The organism is Streptomyces sp. NPDC101191, from assembly GCF_044767915.1.
Lineage (GTDB): Bacteria > Actinomycetota > Actinomycetes > Streptomycetales > Streptomycetaceae > Streptomyces.
This window is the reverse complement of record NZ_JBIWOU010000016.1, coordinates 1-17503: the sequence shown is the minus strand read 5'-3', so window position 1 is coordinate 17503 and position 17503 is coordinate 1. Positions and strand designations below refer to the sequence as shown.

At 71.8% G+C, this 17503-nt stretch carries 14 protein-coding genes; 7 read left to right on the top strand and 7 right to left on the bottom strand.

The window, feature by feature from the left end:
• Positions 1-89: 89 nt before the first annotated feature.
• A complete protein-coding gene (locus ACIRQF_RS37205; protein ID WP_382482571.1) occupies positions 90-3407 on the bottom strand; it encodes a S8 family serine peptidase in 3318 nt (1105 codons plus the stop codon).
• Positions 3408-3596: 189 nt separating this feature from the next.
• A complete protein-coding gene (locus tag ACIRQF_RS37200; RefSeq protein ID WP_376630488.1) occupies positions 3597-4139 on the bottom strand; it encodes a CGNR zinc finger domain-containing protein in 543 nt (180 codons plus the stop codon).
• 145 nt (positions 4140-4284) lie between these two features.
• Between ACIRQF_RS37200 and ACIRQF_RS37195 the strand changes: the two genes are divergently transcribed.
• The 5 genes from ACIRQF_RS37195 to ACIRQF_RS37175 all read left to right on the top strand — a co-directional run bounded on the left by ACIRQF_RS37195 (position 4285) and on the right by ACIRQF_RS37175 (position 7984).
• Positions 4285-4740, top strand: a complete 456-nt coding sequence (locus ACIRQF_RS37195) for a VOC family protein (protein WP_404099327.1) — start codon at positions 4285-4287, stop codon at positions 4738-4740.
• Positions 4741-4819: 79 nt separating this feature from the next.
• A complete protein-coding gene (locus ACIRQF_RS37190; RefSeq protein WP_404099325.1) occupies positions 4820-5722 on the top strand; it encodes a pyridoxamine 5'-phosphate oxidase family protein in 903 nt (300 codons plus the stop codon).
• Positions 5719-6267 (top strand): HPP family protein, encoded by a 549-nt coding sequence (locus tag ACIRQF_RS37185; protein ID WP_404099323.1) that lies wholly within the window; start codon positions 5719-5721, stop codon positions 6265-6267. The genes ACIRQF_RS37190 and ACIRQF_RS37185 overlap by 4 nt, the downstream gene beginning before the upstream one ends.
• Before the next feature lie 9 nt (positions 6268-6276).
• Entirely contained in the window at positions 6277-6744 is a 468-nt protein-coding gene (locus ACIRQF_RS37180; protein WP_404099321.1) for an NUDIX hydrolase, read from the top strand.
• Positions 6745-6835: 91 nt separating this feature from the next.
• On the top strand, positions 6836-7984 hold the full coding sequence (locus ACIRQF_RS37175) for a serine hydrolase domain-containing protein (RefSeq protein WP_382482578.1): 1149 nt from the start codon (positions 6836-6838) through the stop codon (positions 7982-7984).
• A gap of 165 nt (positions 7985-8149) precedes the next feature.
• Here ACIRQF_RS37175 and ACIRQF_RS37170 read toward each other — a convergent pair whose 3' ends face one another.
• Positions 8150-8980, bottom strand: a complete 831-nt coding sequence (locus ACIRQF_RS37170; RefSeq protein WP_404099319.1) for a hypothetical protein — start codon at positions 8978-8980, stop codon at positions 8150-8152.
• Between the two features lie 172 nt (positions 8981-9152).
• Positions 9153-11699 carry an aminopeptidase N gene (gene pepN, locus ACIRQF_RS37165; protein WP_404099317.1) on the bottom strand — a complete coding sequence of 849 codons (2547 nt, stop codon included), beginning with the start codon at positions 11697-11699 and terminating at the stop codon, positions 9153-9155.
• A 134-nt stretch (positions 11700-11833) separates the two neighbouring features.
• Between pepN and ACIRQF_RS37160 the strand changes: the two genes are divergently transcribed.
• Complete coding sequence (locus ACIRQF_RS37160; protein WP_376630475.1) at positions 11834-12469, top strand: DsbA family protein; 636 nt, start codon at positions 11834-11836, stop codon at positions 12467-12469.
• Positions 12470-12609: 140 nt separating this feature from the next.
• On the opposite strand, the gene ACIRQF_RS37155 is transcribed toward ACIRQF_RS37160, so the two are convergent.
• The 3 genes from ACIRQF_RS37155 to ACIRQF_RS37145 form a co-directional block, all read right to left on the bottom strand.
• Positions 12610-13254 (bottom strand): superoxide dismutase, encoded by a 645-nt coding sequence (locus ACIRQF_RS37155; protein ID WP_389756557.1) that lies wholly within the window; start codon positions 13252-13254, stop codon positions 12610-12612.
• Positions 13255-13455: 201 nt separating this feature from the next.
• On the bottom strand, positions 13456-14901 hold the full coding sequence (locus ACIRQF_RS37150) for an amino acid permease (protein ID WP_404099314.1): 1446 nt from the start codon (positions 14899-14901) through the stop codon (positions 13456-13458).
• 117 nt (positions 14902-15018) lie between these two features.
• A complete protein-coding gene (locus ACIRQF_RS37145) occupies positions 15019-16503 on the bottom strand; it encodes an amino acid permease (protein ID WP_404099312.1) in 1485 nt (494 codons plus the stop codon).
• A gap of 264 nt (positions 16504-16767) precedes the next feature.
• Here ACIRQF_RS37145 and ACIRQF_RS37140 point away from each other — a divergent pair, with 264 nt between their 5' ends.
• Entirely contained in the window at positions 16768-17361 is a 594-nt protein-coding gene (locus ACIRQF_RS37140) for a biotin transporter BioY (protein WP_404099309.1), read from the top strand.
• Positions 17362-17503: the final 142 nt, after the last annotated feature.

The window sequence follows — 17503 nt, the reverse complement described above, 5'->3', positions numbered from 1 at the left end:
GCTCGAAGACGCCAAAGGGGGCGGACACCGTTCCGGTGCCCGCCCCCATTACTCCGCATGTCGGAGTGTGACCCTCGTCATGGTCAGCGCTACGGCGTGACCTTTTCGATCACGACGCTGCCGGTGCCCGCGGCGGTGCCGCGCGCGTTCAGCAGCTGGACCTCGCCGAAGAAGCTCCGGCCCTCGGGCGCGGCGGCGTTCACCACGACCTCGGCGGCGACCTGCGCGGACGCGCCGTTCGCCAGCTGGACCTGCTTCGACTCGTCGACCTTCACCGAGCCCAGCGCGGACGAGAAGTACACGTCCTTGTAGTCGTAGCTGGTGCCCTCGGCCGACGGCACCGAGTAGCCGTCGATGACGACGGTGTAGGTGCCCGCGGCGGGCTTGATCAGGGTGACGGACTCCTCGGAGTCGCCGTCGGCGGACTGGCCGACCTGCTTGTCGCCGAGCTTGACCGTGAGGTCGAGGTCGGCGGCCAGGTCGGAGCTGTTGCCGATGGCGATGTCCAGGCGCTCCACGCCCTCGCCGATGGTGACGGTCTTGATCTGCTGCTCGTGGTGCTTGATGAGCGCCTTCTCGGTCTTCTGCGAGCCGAGCGGGCCGCCCTTCAGGTGCCCGTCGAGCGCGGCGAAGCCGTTGGTGACCTTCCACTGCACGGCGGCCGGGGTGCCGACCTTCGCCTCAGCCACGGTCTGGACGGCCGGGTCGAAGTCGGCGCCGAGGACGGACACGTTCAGCGTGAACGGGTTGTCCAGGTCAGGCGAGGTGCGGCGCGACTCGACGATGATCTCCCAGACGCCCGGGACCGGGTTCGCGTAGGAGCGCAGGTCCGGACGGCAGGTGTTCGCCGGGTTGTAGTGCGGGTAGCACTGGTTGGTCGCGTTGTCCTCCAGGGCCACGCCGTACGGGTGCTGGGTGATGAACCGGGTCTGGCTCTTCTCCTTCAGCCCGCCGAGCGAGACCTCCAGGGTCTTGGCGCCCTTCGGCACGGTCACGAAGTACGACTTGTGGCTGTTGCGCTGCGTCGAGCCGGTGGCCGAGAAGCCGTAGCCCGGGGCGACCAGGGCGTTCGAGACGACCGAGGTGGCGAGGATCTGCTTGTCGACGCCCTCGGTGCGCTCGTCGTCGGCCTCCAGGATGACGCTGTGCACGCCCGCGGTGGTCGGACGGGCCTGGAGCTTGACGGTGACCGGCTTGTTCAGCGGCAGGTCGATCTCGTCGTCGCCGAGGATGCGGAAGGTGCCGTCGTTGTACTTCAGGTCCAGCTCGTGCTCGATCGGCCGGTTCGGGCCGCTCGTGCGCGTGATGGTGACGTCGTAGACCTTCTTCTGGCCGACCTTGAGGCCGCCCTCGCGGTCGTACACACCGGTGCCGGTGTGCGGGGCCGGGAAGATCACGGTGTCGACCGGGGCCTCGACCTTGTAGTCGTGGGCGGTGGCACCGTCCCTGATCGACTCCCAGGCCTCGACGATGTCGATGAGGCCGGCGCCCTGCTCGTGGGCCGCGACGCCCGGGATCCGCTGCGCGGTCGAGACGAGCGCGGTGCGCAGGGTGAGCGGGGAGAGCTTGAAGCCCTTCTGCTTCGCGGCCGAGATCAGCAGCGCGCTCGCGCCCGCCGCCTGCGGCGAGGACATCGAGGTGCCGTTGAGCATGCCGTAGCCCGCGGGCAGCGAGTAGCCGGCCTCGGGCACGCCCGCGCCGGGCTGCCAGGTCGGGATGGTGTTCACGGCGGAGCCGGGAGCCGTGATGGTCGGCGTGAAGCCGCCGTCCTCACGCGGGCCGCGCGAGGAGAAGGGGAACATGTTGTACGACTTGGTCACGGCCGAGCCGTAGTTGGCGGCCCAGGTCTCGCGGGAGACGCCCGCGCCGACCGACAGGACCTTGTCGGCCAGGCCGGGGTCGCCGATCGTGTTGATGCCGGGACCCTCGTTGCCGGCCGAGATGACCAGCTGCACGCCGTACTCGTCGATGAGGCGGGTGTAGAGGCGGGCGCGCACGTTGTCGCCGTCGTTCTGCAGCGGGAGGCCGCCGATCGACATGTTGACGATGTCGACGCCGCGGTTGGCGACGAGGTCGATCATGCCCTCGGTGAGGGCGGTGTTGGTGCAGCCGCCGGTCCAGGTGCAGGCACGGGCGGAGACGATCTTCGCGCCGGGGGCGGCGCCGCTCATCCGGCCGCCGAACAGGCCGTTGGCGGCGGTGATGCCGGCGACGTGGGTGCCGTGCGAGGACTCGACGAGTCCGACGTTGACGAAGTCGGCCTTCTTGCCGACCCAGGTGCCGCCCAGCGGGTCCATCGGCACGTCCTTGCGGATCTGCACGACGAACGGGGTGCGCTCGACGACCTCGGTGGCCGGGTTGTCGGTGCCGAAGTAGCCGACCTGGTAGCCGTCCTTGTACGGCTTCATCGGCTCGTTGTCCGTGAAGTCGCCGTTCTGGTCGCTGTCCACGCGGACGGTGCCGGCGGCGGCGTCGTACAGCAGGCCGAAGACGTCGGTGGTGTCGCCGTCCCGGTTGATGTCGCCCTTCGGGTCGCCGCCCGCGGTGACCGACTCGCGGAAGACGTTGAACTTGAAGGAGCCCGCGGGGGACTTCCAGCTCTGGGCGTTGGCCGTGAAGACGGGGCCGGTGACGTCGGTGATCTGGGCGCGCCAGGTGCCGTCGCTCTCGGTGAGCGGGTCGGTGGCGGTGACCCAGTCGACGATCTTGCGCTCGCCGGTGGTGGTCTTCTGCAGGGCCGGGTGGCCGAGGTCGACACCGGAGTCGAGGATGCCGATGGTCACGCCGCGGCCGTCGGCCTTGGGGTGCTCCTTGACGAAGTCCACCGCACCGGTCTCGAAGGACGGGTTGTACGGGTTCTTCGCCGGGGTGGCCTTGCCGGGGGCCGGGTAGGTGGACGTGACGGTGGTGCCGTCGACGGCACCGGTGGTGCCCGCGTCCGGGGTCGGGTCGTCGAGCTCGATCTCCGCCTGGAGGTCGATCGACTGGACCGAGGAGAGCTTGGTGGCCGCCTTGATCGCGGCGTCGGCCTTCGCGGTCGGCAGGGTGGCGCGGACGTAGCCGAGCTTGTCGTCCTGCTTGCCGACGGAGGCTCCCGGAACGGCGTCGAGCTGGCCCGCGACCTGCTCGGTGGCGCCGGGGGCGGTGGCGACCAGGACGGTGACGTTCGGCGCGCCGGCCGCCTCGGCGTCGGACAGGCGCTGGGCGTCGGTGGCGCCGAGCTTGTCGGCGGCGTCGGCGGTCTTCACCGGGGAGGTGGCGGCCGGGTCGTCGGCTGCCAGAACCGGGGCGGCACCGGCCGCGACGAGCGCGGTCACAAGTCCGGCGGCGGCGGCGATGCGGGCCGCGCGTCTGGTCCCGGTGGTCGAGCGCCCGGGTATGGAGCTCTGCTTTTCGGGGGTGGTCATGTACATCCCTGTTTTGTGAAAGAAGAGGGTCCGGATTCCGGTACCGGATGACCGCTCAGCCTTTCGCAAGTGGCAGGGGTTTGGGGAGAGTTCCCGGGCGGCGGAATGCGTACGTGGCGCACATCCGCCACTGCGGGACATGCGCCACGGGGGACGAACCGCCCTCAACGGGGGCGATGCGACGGGGGACTAGTGGTCCTTTGTACGGGCATAGTGCCGTGAGGCCTTGGCCCGGTTGCCGCACGCCGCCATGGAGCACCAGCGGCGGGTGCCGTTCCGCGAGGTGTCGAAGAAGTGCAGGATGCACGCGTCGTGGGCGCACTTGCGGATGCGTTCCGGATGGATGCGCAGCAGTTCGAGGTAGTCGCGCGCCGCGGTCCAGCCCGGCCCCCAGGCCGGGTCGCCGAACTCCGCCTCCTCGCCGGGCCCTTCGGGTGTGAGGGTGGCGCGGATCCGTCCGTGTCCGAGTACCGCGTCGACCCTGGCGGTGGCCGCGGGGTCGCCGGGCCGGTCGACGAGCGCGGCGAGGGCGTCCCGGGCCGCGAGGGTGTGCCGCAGGGTCGCCGCGTCGGCGGCGAACCGCCCGTCGAGCCGGTTGGCCGCGAGCCACACGGTCAGTCCCTCGGTGTCGGTGAGCAGGTCCTGTCGCACCCCGTCGGCCATCCACCGGGTGTTGAGCAGGTCCAGAGAGACGGGTTCGCCGGTGAGCGGCCGAGGGTCGGTGACGGTCATGGCGGGCGCCCTCCTCGGCGGCTGGACCTGGACTAACCCCTCAAGAGTACGTGACCGGTTGCACCGAGGCGCCCTAACCTCTAAAGTCAAATTGAAAGGTTAGCCCCGGACGTCCGGGGGGACCGTCATCGAGAGGGGAACCACCATGTCGTTCACCGGAACACTCGCCTTGGGCCACGTCGGTCTGAACGTCACCGACCTGGAGCGTTCGCTCGGCTTCTACGGGGACGTGCTCGGCTTCGAGGTCCTCGGCGAGGGCAAGGAGGAGGGGCGGCGCTACGCCTTCCTGGGGCAGGACGGCAAGCTCGTCCTCACCCTGTGGCAGCAGGCCGGGGGCGGCTACGACTCCGGGCGCGCGGGCCTGCACCACCTCGCCTTCCAGGCCGAGTCCATCGACCACGTGCGCGCCGCGGAGGCCGCGCTCACGGAGCGCGGCGCCACCTTCGCGTACGAGGGCGTCGTCGCTCACGCCGAAGGCGCGGCCTCCGGCGGCATCTTCTTCCACGACCCCGACGGCACCCGCCTGGAGATCTCCGTCCCGAAGGGCGCGGAGGAGGCGGAAGCCCCCTCCGGCCAGGCCCCGACCTGCGGCTTCTTCTGATCCGGCCGTGGGCGCGGCACGGCCTCCCGGCCGTCGCCCGCACTCCGGCGAACCCGTACCCGCCCCTTGGAGGTCTCCCATGCGCGCGTACCACTCCGGCTCCCTCGCCGTCCAGGAAAGGGTCGGCGTCCGGCGGCTCGCCGAGCACGTGGGCCGCTCCATCGGCGAAGGCATCCGCCCCGTCGCCGCCGCCTTCCTGGAGGCGCAGCCCATGCTGGTCCTCGGCGCGGCGGACCCGGACGGCCGGGTGTGGGCGAGCCTGCTGACCGGTGCGCCCGGGTTCGCCCGGGCCACCGGCCCGCACGGCATCTCCGTCGAGGGCGGCGTCCCGGCCCGCGACCCCCTGTCCACGGCCGTCACCGCCGCCGGCACTCCCGTGGGCACCATCGCCCTCGACCCCCGCACCCGCCGCCGCATGCGCCTCAACGGCATCGCGCGCCCCAGCGCGCGCGGCCTGACCGTGGACGCCGAGCAGGTGTTCTCCAACTGCCCCAAGTACCTGCAGAAGCGGGAGCTGTACGGCTTCGCCGACCCGGCCCCCGACCACCGGGACGGTGCCGTGCGGCACGGCACGGCGCTCACCCCCGACCAGGAGCGCTCCGTCCGTGCCGCCGACACCTTCTTCGTCGCCAGCGCCGCCGCCGACGGGGTGGACGCCAGCCACCGCGGCGGCAACCCCGGCTTCGTCACCCCGCTCTCGCCGACCGAGCTGAGCTGGCCCGACTACGCCGGCAACGCCATGTTCCTCACCCTCGGCAACCTGGAGGCCGACGGCCGCGCGGGACTGCTCTTCCTCGACTGGCGCACCGGCACCACCCTGCAGCTCTCCGGCACCGCCCGCACGGCCTACGGCGCCGAGGGCGCCCGCACCGTCCGCTTCCGCGTCACCCACGTCGTCGAGACGCCCGGGGCGAGCCCCCTGCGCTGGTCGGAACCGGAGTACTCGCCGGCCAATCCCCCCGTAACGGAGCCCCGCCCATGACAACGGCCCCACACGCACCCGGAACCCCACCGGCGACCGCCACCGCAACCGCGTCGACGCCCGCAGCCCGCCCCGCCGCCCCCGTCCGCCCCGACCCCCGGGCGCTGCTGACCTCCACCGCGGTCAGCGTCACCGCCCTCCTGCTCCTGGTCGCGGTGGGCGCGGTCCTCCACCAGCCGCTGCTCATCCCGCCCCTCGCCGCGAGCATGGCGCTCGTGGCGGGGGCGCCCGACCTGCCGCTGGCCCAGCCCCGCTCGGTCGTCGGCGGCCAGCTCCTCTCCGCCCTCACCGGCTTCGCCGTCCTGGCCCTCACCGGCCCCCACCTCTGGGCCGCCGCCCTGGCCGGCGGCCTGGCGCTCGGGGTGATGGGCGCCGCCCGCACCCCGCACTCCCCGGCCGCGGCCACCGCGGTGATCGTCACCGTCCAGAACCCGCCGTTCTGGTCCTTCCTCGCCCTCCTCGCCCTCGCCGCCCTCCTCCTGGTCGCCACCGGTCTGGCCGGCGCCCGTCTCACGGGCCGCCGCTATCCCGCGTACTGGCTCTAACCTCCCCCTATGAAGACGGAATTGCGGGTGGCGGCCTACGCCGTGTGCGTCCGGGACGGGGAGATACTGCTCGCCCGGTGGGTCGACCGGGAGGGGCGGAAGCGGTGGACCCTGCCCGGCGGGGGGATGGATCACGGGGAGGAACCGGTCGCGACCGTCGTGCGGGAGGTCGAGGAGGAGACCGGCTACGTCACCGAGCCGACCGTGCTGCTCGGGATCGACTCCATCCGGCGCAACTGGCTGCGCCGGCTCGCCGGACCGGGGGACTGGCAGGGGCTGCGGATCCTGTACGAGGCGCGCATCGTCGGCGGGACACTGCGGAACGAGACCGGCGGGTCCACCGACCTCGCCGCCTGGCACCCGCTCGACTCCGTGACCTCCCTCGACCGGGTCGAACTCGTCGACATCGGCGTGCAGCTCTGGCGCGACCGGCCCCCGCTGGGCCGCTCCCGCCTCACCGATCCGGCGAACGGCTGAAAACGGCTCAACCGTCCCGACGTGGATCAACCCGCCGCCCACCTCCCGTGGTCCCCTCCCGTGACCGCAGTTCACGAACAGGGGAGCCCGCATGTCAGCCGCACGTACCGTCCGCACCCTCCTTGCCGCAGGACTCGTCGCCGGGATCACCGCCACCGCGCTCGTCGCGCCCGCCGTGGCCGCCGCGCCGCAGGCCGGCCCGTCCCACGCCACCACCCAGCGGGCCCTGGACAAGGCCGTCGCCGAGGGCGTGCCCGGGGCCGTCGCGCAGGCTCGTGACGGCAAGGCGCGCTGGACCGGTACGGCCGGCGAGCGCAAGGGCGGCGACCGCTTCCGGGTCGGCTCCATCACCAAGACCTTCACCGCCACCGTCCTGCTCCAGCTCCAGGCCGAGGGCCGGATCGACCTCGACGACCCGGTCGACACATGGCTGCCGGGCGTCGTCCGCGGCCACGGGCACGACGGGCGCAGGATCACCGTCCGTCAGCTGCTCAACCACACCAGCGGCATCTACAGCTACACCGAGGACCCCGCCTTCCAGGAGAAGGTCTTCGGCCCCGGCTTCCTGCAGCACCGCTACGACACCTGGACCCCGAAGCAGCTCGTGTCCGTCGCGATGGCGCACGAGCCCGACTTCGCCCCCGGGACGGCGTGGAACTACTCCAACACCAACTTCGTCCTGGCCGGGATGGTCGTCGAGAGCGTGACCGGACGCCCCTACGGAAAGGCGGTCGAGAACCGGATCGTCAAGCCGCTGAAGCTGCGGGCCACCTCCGTGCCCGGCACCGACTCCCGGATGCCGAAGCCGAACTCCCGCGCCTGGTCCAAGCTCTCCCGCGAGACCGGCGGGCCCGCGTACGACGTCACCGAGCTCAATCCGAGCATCGCCGGCGCCGCCGGAGAGATGATCTCCGACGCCAATGACCTGCAGACCTTCTACCGTGCGCTGCTCAAGGGCCGGCTGCTTCCGCCGGCCGAGATGAAGGAGATGACCGACACCGTTCCGATCTCCCCCGACCTGCCCGGCGCCGGATACGGCCTCGGACTGATGAAGCAGAAGCTGAGCTGCGGCAAGGAGGTCTGGGGGCACGGCGGCGGCATCCACGGGTCCCATTCCGAGGCCCAGGCCACCCGGGACGGCGAGCACTCCCTCGCCGCCAACTTCAACGCCGACTGGACCGGTGACACCCAGTCGGTGATCGAGGCGGAGTTCTGCGGCACGGTCCCGGCGAAGCGCTAGGTCGGGTCTTTCGGATCAGGCCGGATCAGGGAGCGGGGTCTGGTGCGTGCGATCGCAAGGCGGAGGAGGGAGGCAACGCGGAGCGTTGTGGACCGACGACAACGCGGCGAGCGTGCGTGCCAGATCCCGCGAGCCCGGCAAGATCCGAAAGAGACGGCCTAGCCGTCAACGGGGCAGGACGACCACGTAGGCGGCCGGCTGCCGGTCCGACGCGGCCATCAGCGCCGTACGGACCACGGTCGCCTGCTGGTCCATCGCCTCGCGCAGCTTGCGCGGGGTGAGGTGGACCACGGTGATCCCCAGCCGCTCCAGGTGCTCGCGCTTGCGCGTGTACTCGGACCACAGCGCGTCGTCGTCCTGCCGCGGCGCCCGGGTGTCCAGCTCCACGGCCACCGCCTGGTCCGGCCAGTAGGCGTCCAGGCCGCCCAGGTGCGGGCCGCCCGGCAGCCTCAGGTCCACGTTCCACAGGGGGTCCGGCAGTCCGAACGCGCGCACCATCTCGTACAGCCGCTCCTCGGCGATCGCCCGGCCCTCGGCGAGCAGCGAGTCCACCGCGTCCACGACGTGCGGGCGGTTCAGCAGCCGTGCCCGGTTCAACTCCCGCACCACGACACCCGGTTCGCAGTGTCCGCCGCTCACGGCCTCGGTGAGCAGCCGGCGCACCACGCTCGCGTCGGAGAGGGCCGAGACCGCGTCGGCGAGCGCCCGGGGCACCGGGGCGACGGGAAGCCCCCCGATCTCGGCGGGCTGCGGCCACTCGGTGGCGCGCACCACCCGGACCAGGGCCGTCGAGCGCAGGCGTCGCGTACGCGGCACCAGGACGTCGACCCGGTCGATCATGCCGGGTGAGGGGGCGGAGGCGAAGCCGTGCAGGGAGAGCGCGGCGAGCCCGGTCAGCATCGCCCCGGAACGCACGTGGCGGAGGGCCTCCCGGAGCCGGTCCACGCCGGTGTGGGGGAGGGGGGAGAGGGGGGCGTCGGGGGTGTTGTGGTTCATGCCGACGGTCTTCCGCCGTCCGGGCCCCTCGTAACCGCTGTTACGAAGTGGTCGCTCAATCCGGACAACTCCGCACTAAAGTACGCGCGTTCGAGTGCCGAGGTACGACGGCCCCCGGCGGTGCGTTCACCGCCGGGGGCCGTCCCACTGTCCGATGGTGCGATGTGTGCGACTAGTTGGCGCGCCCGTCGCACTCCTGCGCCCGCAGCGCCCGCGCCAGGTCGTCGCGCGCCTCCAGGACGAGCCGGCGCAGCGCCGGGGCGGCTGAGGCGTGCTCGGCGAGCCACGCATCGGTCGCCGCCAGGGTCTCCGGCCGGTCCTGGAGCCCCGGGAACAGACCGCGCACCACGTCCATGCCGATCTGGATCGACCGCTCCGACCAGATCCGCTCGATCGCCGCGAAGTACTTCTCCGCGTACGGCGCGATCAGCTCGCGCTGCGAGGACCGCACGAAGCCCGCGATGGTCGCCTCCACCAGCGCGTTGGACAGCGCGTCCGACTCGACGACCTGTGCCCAGGCCTGCGCCTTGACCGCCGCCGAGGGCCGCGCGGCCAGGCAGCGCACCTGGTGCCGCTTGCCCGTCGCCGTGTCGTCGCGGGCCAGCTCCTCGCCGATCCGGGCCTCGTCGGCGCGCCCGTGCGTGGCCAGCGGCTCCAGGAACGCCCAGCGCAGCTCCTGGTCGACCTCCAGCCCGTCGATCGTGGCCGAGCCGTCGAGCAGACCCTCCAGAAGCTGGAGGTCGGCGTCCGAGGACGCCACGGCGGCGAAGAAGCGCGCCCAGGTGAGCTGGTGCTCGCTGCCCGGCTCGGCGAGGCGCAGCTCGCGCAGCCCGCCCTCGGCGAGCAGCCGGCCGGCCTGGGGCCGCCCTTCCGGCGACGCGTAGTGGGTGACGGCCGACTGCGCCCAGGCGTGCACCATCTGCAGGACGCCGATGTCGGTCTCGCGGCCCGCGAAGTCGAGGACCACACGGACGAAGTCACGGGCCGGCATGAGGCCGTCGCGGGTCAGGTTCCACAGCGACGACCAGCACAGCGCGCGGGCCAGCGGGTCGGTGATGTCGCCGAGGTGGGCGCGCAGGGTCGCCAGCGAGGCCTCGTCGAAGCGGACCTTGCAGTAGGTGAGGTCGTCGTCGTTGACGAGCACCAGGTCGGGCTTCTCCGCGCCCGCGAGCTCGGCCACCACCGTACGCGCGCCGGTGATGTCGGCCTCCACGCGCGCGTAGCGCACGAGTTCCCCGCCGGAGAGCCGGTAGAGACCCACGGCCGCGCGGTGCGGGCGCAGCTCGTCGCCCTCCTGCAGGACGGCGAGTTCGGTGACACGGCCCTCGGCGTCGTACGTGACGACGGGGGTGAGGGTGTTGACGCCGGAGGTCTGCAGCCAGGACTTCGCCCAGGCCTTCATGTCCCGGCCGGAGGTCTCCTCCAGGACGGTCAGCAGGTCCGCGAGGCGCGTGTTGCCGTAGGCGTGGCGCTTGAAGTAGCGGCGGGCGCCCTCCAGGAACGCGTCCCGGCCCGCGTAGGCCACCAGCTGCTTCAGGACGGAGGCGCCCTTGGCGTAGGTGATGCCGTCGAAGTTGAGCTTGGCGTCCTCCAGGTCACGGATGTCGGCCGTGATCGGGTGCGTGGACGGCAGCTGGTCGGCGCGGTACGCCCAGGCCTTGCGGTTGTTGGCGAAGGTCACCCAGCTGTTGGTGAAGCGGGTCGCCTCGGCGAGCGAGAACGAGCCCATGAAGTCGGCGAAGGACTCCTTCAGCCACAGGTCGTCCCACCACACCATGGTGACCAGGTCGCCGAACCACATGTGGGCCATCTCGTGCAGGATCACGTTGGCCCGGCGCTCGTACGCCGCCTGCGTGACCTTGCCGCGGTAGATGTACTCCTCGCGGAAGGTCACCATGCCCGGGTTCTCCATCGCGCCGAGGTTGTACTCGGGGACGAAGGCCTGGTCGTACTTCCCGAAGGGGTACGGGTAGTCGAAGTTGTCGTGGAAGAAGTCGAAGCCCTGCTTGGTGATCAGGAAGACGTCGTCCGCGTCGAAGTGCTTCGCGAGCCCCTTGCGGCACATCGCGCCCAGCGGGATCTCCAGGTCGCCGCGCCGGTAGGTGTCCGTGACGTAGTGGTACGGACCCGCCACCACGCAGGTGATGTACGTGGAGATCGGCTCGGTCCCGGCGAACCGCCAGCGCCCCTCGGCGTCCTGCTCGCCCACGCCGTTCGACCAGACCGTCCAGCCCTCGGGCGCGTCCACCTCGAAGCGGTACGGGGCCTTGAGGTCGGGCTGCTCGAAGTTGGCGAAGACCCGGCGGGCGTCGGCCGGCTCGTACTGGGTGTAGAGGTAGACCTCGCCGTCCTCCGGGTCGACGAAGCGGTGCATGCCCTCGCCGGTGCGGCTGTAGGCGCACTGGGCGTCGACGACCAGCTCGTTCTCGTCGGCGAGGCCGTCGAGGGCGATCCGCGCGCCGTCGAAGACGACCGCCGGGTCGAGCGCCCGCCCGTTGAGGGTGACCGCGTTCACCGAGGGGGCGATCAGGTCGACGAAGGTGCTGTCGCCCGCGCCCGTGCGGCGGAAGCGCAGGGTGGTCACGGAGCGGAAGGTGCGCACGCCCTCCCCGGACTCGCCGACGGCCGAGCGCAGGTCGAGGTACACCTCGTACCCGTCGACGGACAACAGCTCCGCCCGCTCGTGGGCCTCGTCGCGGGACAGGTTCTCACCGGGCACGGTCACTCCTTCGTGGCTCGTTCGAAACAGCACCGATCCTCCCATGTGCCACTGTCGCCGGGCACCCCGGGAATGCGGGAGCGGACCGGCCGTGTTGCCCGGTTGGCGCATTCAGAGCACTCCTGAGGAGAGACATGTCCGAGACCAGGACCACCGCCGACTTCTATTTCGACCCGCTGTGCCCGTGGGCCTGGATGACCTCCCGCTGGATGCTGGAGGTGGAGAAGGTGCGCCCCGTCGACGTCCGCTGGAAGGTCATGAGCCTCGCCGTCCTCAACGAGGACCGCCTCGCCGACCTGCCGGCCGAGTACCGCGAGATGATGGAGACCCAGGCCTGGGGCCCGGTCCGCGTCGTGATCGCCGCCCAGCAGCTGCACGGCGACGAGGTCGTCGGAAAGCTCTACACGGCGCTCGGCACCCGCTTCCACAACCGGGGCGAGGGCCCGACCCGTGAGGCGATCGAGTCCGCGCTGTCCGACGTCGGCCTGCCGGCGGAGCTCGCCGACTACGCCGACAAGGACACCTACGACGCCGAGCTGCGCGCCTCCCACAAGGAGGGCATCGAGAAGGTGGGCCAGGACGTCGGCACCCCGGTGATCGCCGTCCCCGGCGCGGACGGCGCGGAGGTCGCCTTCTTCGGCCCGGTCGTCACCCCGACCCCGCGGGGCGATGCGGCGGCGCGGCTGTGGGACGGCACGCTGCTCGTGGCGTCGACGCCAGGCTTCTTCGAGATCAAGCGCACGCGCACGGCGTCGCCGAGCTTCGAGTAGGACGCGCTCCCCGCACGGGGGAGCCCAGGTACGGAAGAACCCCCGCGATTCCTGTCATCGCGGGGGTTCTTCTTTCATCCGCCTGCCCGGTGAAGGTGGAGAAGACGATCACGAGCAGGGCGTTCTCCGGTGTGCCGCCGTCAGAAGGAGATCAGCGGGATGCTGGCCTTCGCGGCCGTGTAGCGCTGCTGCACGTCCTGCCAGTTGACGACCTGCCACATGGCCTCGATGAAGTCGACCTTCTGGTTCTTGTACTGCAGGTAGAAGGCGTGCTCCCAGGCGTCGAAGACGAGCACCGGGACCGAGCCCTGGCCGACGTTGCCCTGGTGGTCGTAGACCTGCTCGACGATCAGGCGGCCGCTGATCGGCTCGTACGCGAGGACGCCCCACCCGGAGCCCTGGGTGGTCGCCGCGGCCTTGGTCAGCTGGGCCTTGAACTTGGCGAAGGAGCCGAAGGACGCGGTGATCGCGTCGGCCAGCTCACCGACCCCGTCGGCGGCCAGTGGCTCTCCGCCGCCCCCGTCCTTCGGGCTGTTCATGTTGTTCCAGTAGATGGAGTGCAGGATGTGGCCGGAGAGGTGGAAGGCCAGGTTCTTCTCCAGGCCGTTGATCGCGCCCCACTGGTCCTTGTCGCGCGCCTCCTCCAGCTGCTCCAGCGTGTCGTTCGCGCCCTTGACGTAGGCGGCGTGGTGCTTGTCGTGGTGCAGCTCGATGATCTGCGGATTGATCACCGGCTCCAGCGCCGCGTAGTCGTACGGCAGCTCCGGAAGTGTGTAGATCGCCATGCGCGAACCCTTAGCCCTTCGACCGACTGCTTATTGCAACCTCTATGCAAGTGCAGGCTAGCAGTAGGTGCGGGAAAAGTTGATCAGCCCTTGGACCTAGGCCACGGCCCGGGACCCCCACGGCCCGGGGCCCCGGGGAACGCCGACGCGCCCCGCCGGAAGGCCCGGCGGGGCGCGGTCGTCTGTGTGGAGGGAGCGGGATCAGGCCTTGTCGGCCGGCGTCTCGGCCGCCGGGTCCGCGGCGGGAGCCTTCTCGCGCGCCTTCTGCAGCACGAAGCCGACCACCGCGAGCGCCACCGTCAGGGCGCCGGTCGAGTACAGCTGGACGCGGGTGCCCTCCTCACGGGCCATCAGGACGAAGACCGCCGCCATGCCGAGCAGTGCCACCCAGGTCAGCACCGGGAAGCCCCACATCTTCACGACCAGCTTCTCCGGCGCCTCGCGCTCGGTGCGGCGCCGCAGCACCAGCTGGGAGGCCGCGATGAAGAACCAGACGACGAGGATGATCGCGCCGATGGTGTTGAGCAGCCAGATGAAGGCCTTGTCCGGCGACCAGTAGCTCAGCAGCACGCAGCCGAAGCCGACGACGCAGGAGACCAGGACGGCCGGGCGGGGCACTCCGCCGGAGGTGCGGCCGAGCGCCTTCGGACCCTGGTCGCGGGCGACCAGCGAGCAGGCCATCCGGGAGGCGCCGTAGATGTTGGCGTTCATCGCCGAGAGCAGGGCGACCAGGACGACCACGTTCATGATCTGGCCGGCGGCCGGGATGCCCAGGTGGTCGAGGGTGGCGACGTACGGGCCCTTCTCGACGACCGCCTTGTCGCCCCACGGGACGAGCGTGACGATGACCGCCATGGAGCCGATGTAGAAGAGCGCGATGCGCCACATCGCCGTGCGGACGGCCTTGGCGACGCCCTGCACGGGGTGCTCGGACTCGGCCGCGGCGATGGTGACGGTCTCCAGACCGCCGTACGCGAAGACGGAGGCGAGCAGGCCGACGATCAGGCCCTCGGAGCCGTGCGGGAAGAAGCCGCCGTCCCCGGTGAGGTTGGCGGTGCCCGGGGCGTCGGTGCCGGGCAGCACGCCGGCGATGGCGAGCACGCCGATGCCGAGGAAGAGGACGATCGCGCCGACCTTGAGCGTGGCGAACCAGAACTCGAACTCGCCGAAGTTCTTCACGGCCGCCAGGTTGGTGCCGCAGAACACCAGCATGAAGAGGGCCACCCAGGCCCACGCCGGGGTGCCGGGGAACCAGCCGGTCATGATGTTCGCGGCACCGATGCCCTCCAGGCCGACGGCCACGCAGAGCAGGAACCAGAAGGCCCAGCCCGCGGTGAAGCCGGCCCACGGGCCGAAGGCGCGCTCGGCGTGGACGGAGAAGGAGCCGGAGGCCGGGTTGGCCGCCGACATCTCGCCCAGCATGCGCATGACCAGCATGACCAGCACGCCGGAGATCGCGTACGCGAGGACGATCGACGGGCCGGCCGCCGCGATGCCGGCGCCGGAGCCGACGAAGAGGCCGGCGCCGATCACGCCGCCGAGAGCGATCATCGACAGATGCCGCTGCTTGAGGCCGTGCGTCAGGCCCGAGGGGGCGGTCGCGCCGTCCTTGGGGTCGGCCGGCGCGGGTGCGGTGGTCCGAGACATGGGCGAACCCTGTTCACTAGCTGAGACGGGGAGGGTGGGCCACAGTCTGTGGGGCCGCACCGCTCACAGGGAACGCATGTCCGCTATACGGTCACGACCTTCACACAAGGTGAAGATTCAGTTTCGCTTCGTGGAGGGCCCGGCGGGAGCGGACGAACCGGGTTCGCCGACCGGGCCGGAGGGGCCGGGGGACGCCGCCGAGGCCGGGCCCCGCTCCGGGCCCCGGCCCGCTGTGCGCCGCGCGCGCAGCTCGCGCGCCCACGCCACCGCGAGCACCGCCGCCGTCGCCCCGGCCGACCACAGGACCTGCGGGCGGGCCCCGTCGTCGAGCAGCATCAGCACGAGCACCGCGGCCATCCCCGCGAGCGCCGCCCAGGTCAGCCACGGGAAGCCCCACATGCGCAGGGTCAGCGTCTCCGGCGCCTCGCGCTCGATCCGGCGCCGCAGCCGCAGCTGGGACACGGCGATCAGCGCCCACACGAACAGCAGGACCGCGCCCACCGCGTTGAGCATGTAGAGGAAGACGGAATCCGGCCACTTCAGATTGAGCAGGACGGAGACGAAACCGAAGGCCACGGACGCGAGCACCGCCCGTCGCGGCACCCCTCCGCCGGAGACCCTGAGCAGTCCCTTCGGTGCCTCGTCGCGCTCGGCGAGCGAGAACACCATCCGAGAGGAGCCGTACAGATTGGCGTTGAGCGCCGACAGCAGCGCCACGAACACCACGACGTTCATGACCTGCCCGGCCGCCGGCACCCCGATCGCGTCCAGGACCGCCACATACGGGGACTCGCCCGGCTTCATCGCGGTCCACGGCAGCAGGGTCACGATCACCAGCATCGAGCCCACGTAGAAGAGGAGGATGCGCCACACGGCGCTGCGCACCGCCCGGGCCACGTTGCGCGCCGGGTCGTCCGACTCGGCCGCCGCGATCGTCACCACCTCCAGGCCGCCGAAGGCGAACACGACGGCCAGCACCCCGGACACCACGCCGGACCAGCCGTGCGGCAGGAAGCCGCCCTGCCCGGTCAGATTCGCCAGGCCCACCGGGTCCGTGTCGGGCAGCCGGCCCGTGATCGCCAGCACGCCGAGCAGTAGGAACAGCACGATCGCGCCGACCTTGAGCGCCGCGAACCAGAACTCGAACTCGCCGAAGTTCTTCACCGCCGCGAGGTTCGTCGCCGTGAACACCACCATGAAGAGCAGCACCCAGCCCCACTGCGGGACCCCCGGTACCCAGCCGTGCGCGATCCGGGCCGCGCCGGTCGCCTCCACGGCGAGCACGACCACGAGCAGGAACCAGTACAGCCAGCCCACCGAGAAGCCCGCCCAGCGCCCGAGCGCCCGCTCCGCGTGCACCGAGAAGGCGCCGGAGGCCGGCATCGCCGCCGACATCTCGCCGAGCATGCGCATGATCAGCATCGCGAGCGCGCCCGCGATCAGATACGAGACGACGATGCCGGGACCGGCGACCGCGATGCCCGCGCCCGAGCCCACGAAGAGCCCCGCGCCGATCACCCCGCCGAGGCCCAGCATCGTCAGGTGACGCTGCTTCAGTCCATGGGAGAGGGGCTCCGGTTCGGAGGCCAGGGAGTCGTGCATGAGGGATTCGCGCTCTCGGACGGTTTATGGAGACCCCACAGTCTCTCTGGTGACGGGCCCATGGCGCAAAAGGGACCCTTATGCAGGACTTCCCAGTGACAAGGGTCACTCTGCATTCGGTGGGGAAAGCGGGCTTTGTTTGATCTCCACGAAGGGCTCGACCCCTGCTTTGTGGGCGGCTGACGGTGATCGGCCGGTCACCGCTGGCATACGGTCGAGCCTGTTCCGCCCCGTCCGCCGTCCCCGTCACCCCACGGAGTACCGATGAGCACCGCCGCCGCCCCCGTCTCCTCCCTCCGTTCCGGCACGGTCCTGGCCGACCTGATCCCGGCGAGCAGGGTCCGCGACGTCGCGCTCGTCGTCGGCGGCGCCGCGCTGACGGGCCTCGCCGCGCAGATCTCCGTCCCGGTCCCGGGCTCCCCGGTCCCGGTCTCCGGCCAGACCTTCGCCGCCCTGCTCGTCGGCACCGCGCTCGGCGCCCGCCGAGGCTTCCTCTCCCTCGGCCTCTACGCCGTCGCCGGCATGGCGGGCGTGCCGTGGTTCGCCCAGGCCTCCTCCGGCTGGGCCATGCCGTCCTTCGGCTACATCCTCGGCATGCTGCTCGCCGCCACCCTCGTCGGCGGCCTCGCCCGCCGCGGCGCCGACCGCTCGGTCCTGCGCACCGCCGGCACGATGGTGCTCGGCTCCGCGGTCATCTACGCGGTCGGCGTGCCGTACCTGGCCCTCGCCACCGGCATGAGCTTCGGCCAGGCGGTCGCCGCGGGCCTGACCCCGTTCCTGATCGGCGACGCGCTCAAGGCCGCCCTCGCCATGGGCGCCCTGCCGGCCGCCTGGAAGCTCGTCGGCCGCAAGGGCTGACGCCCCGCCTCCTTCCTCCCGGAGAGGTGGGGGGGGGGGGGGGGGGGCGCGGCCCCCCCCCCCCCCCCCCCCCCGCCCCCCCCCCCCCCCCCCCCCCCGCGGGCCCCCCCCCCCCCCCGGGGGGGGGCCCGGCCCCCCCCCC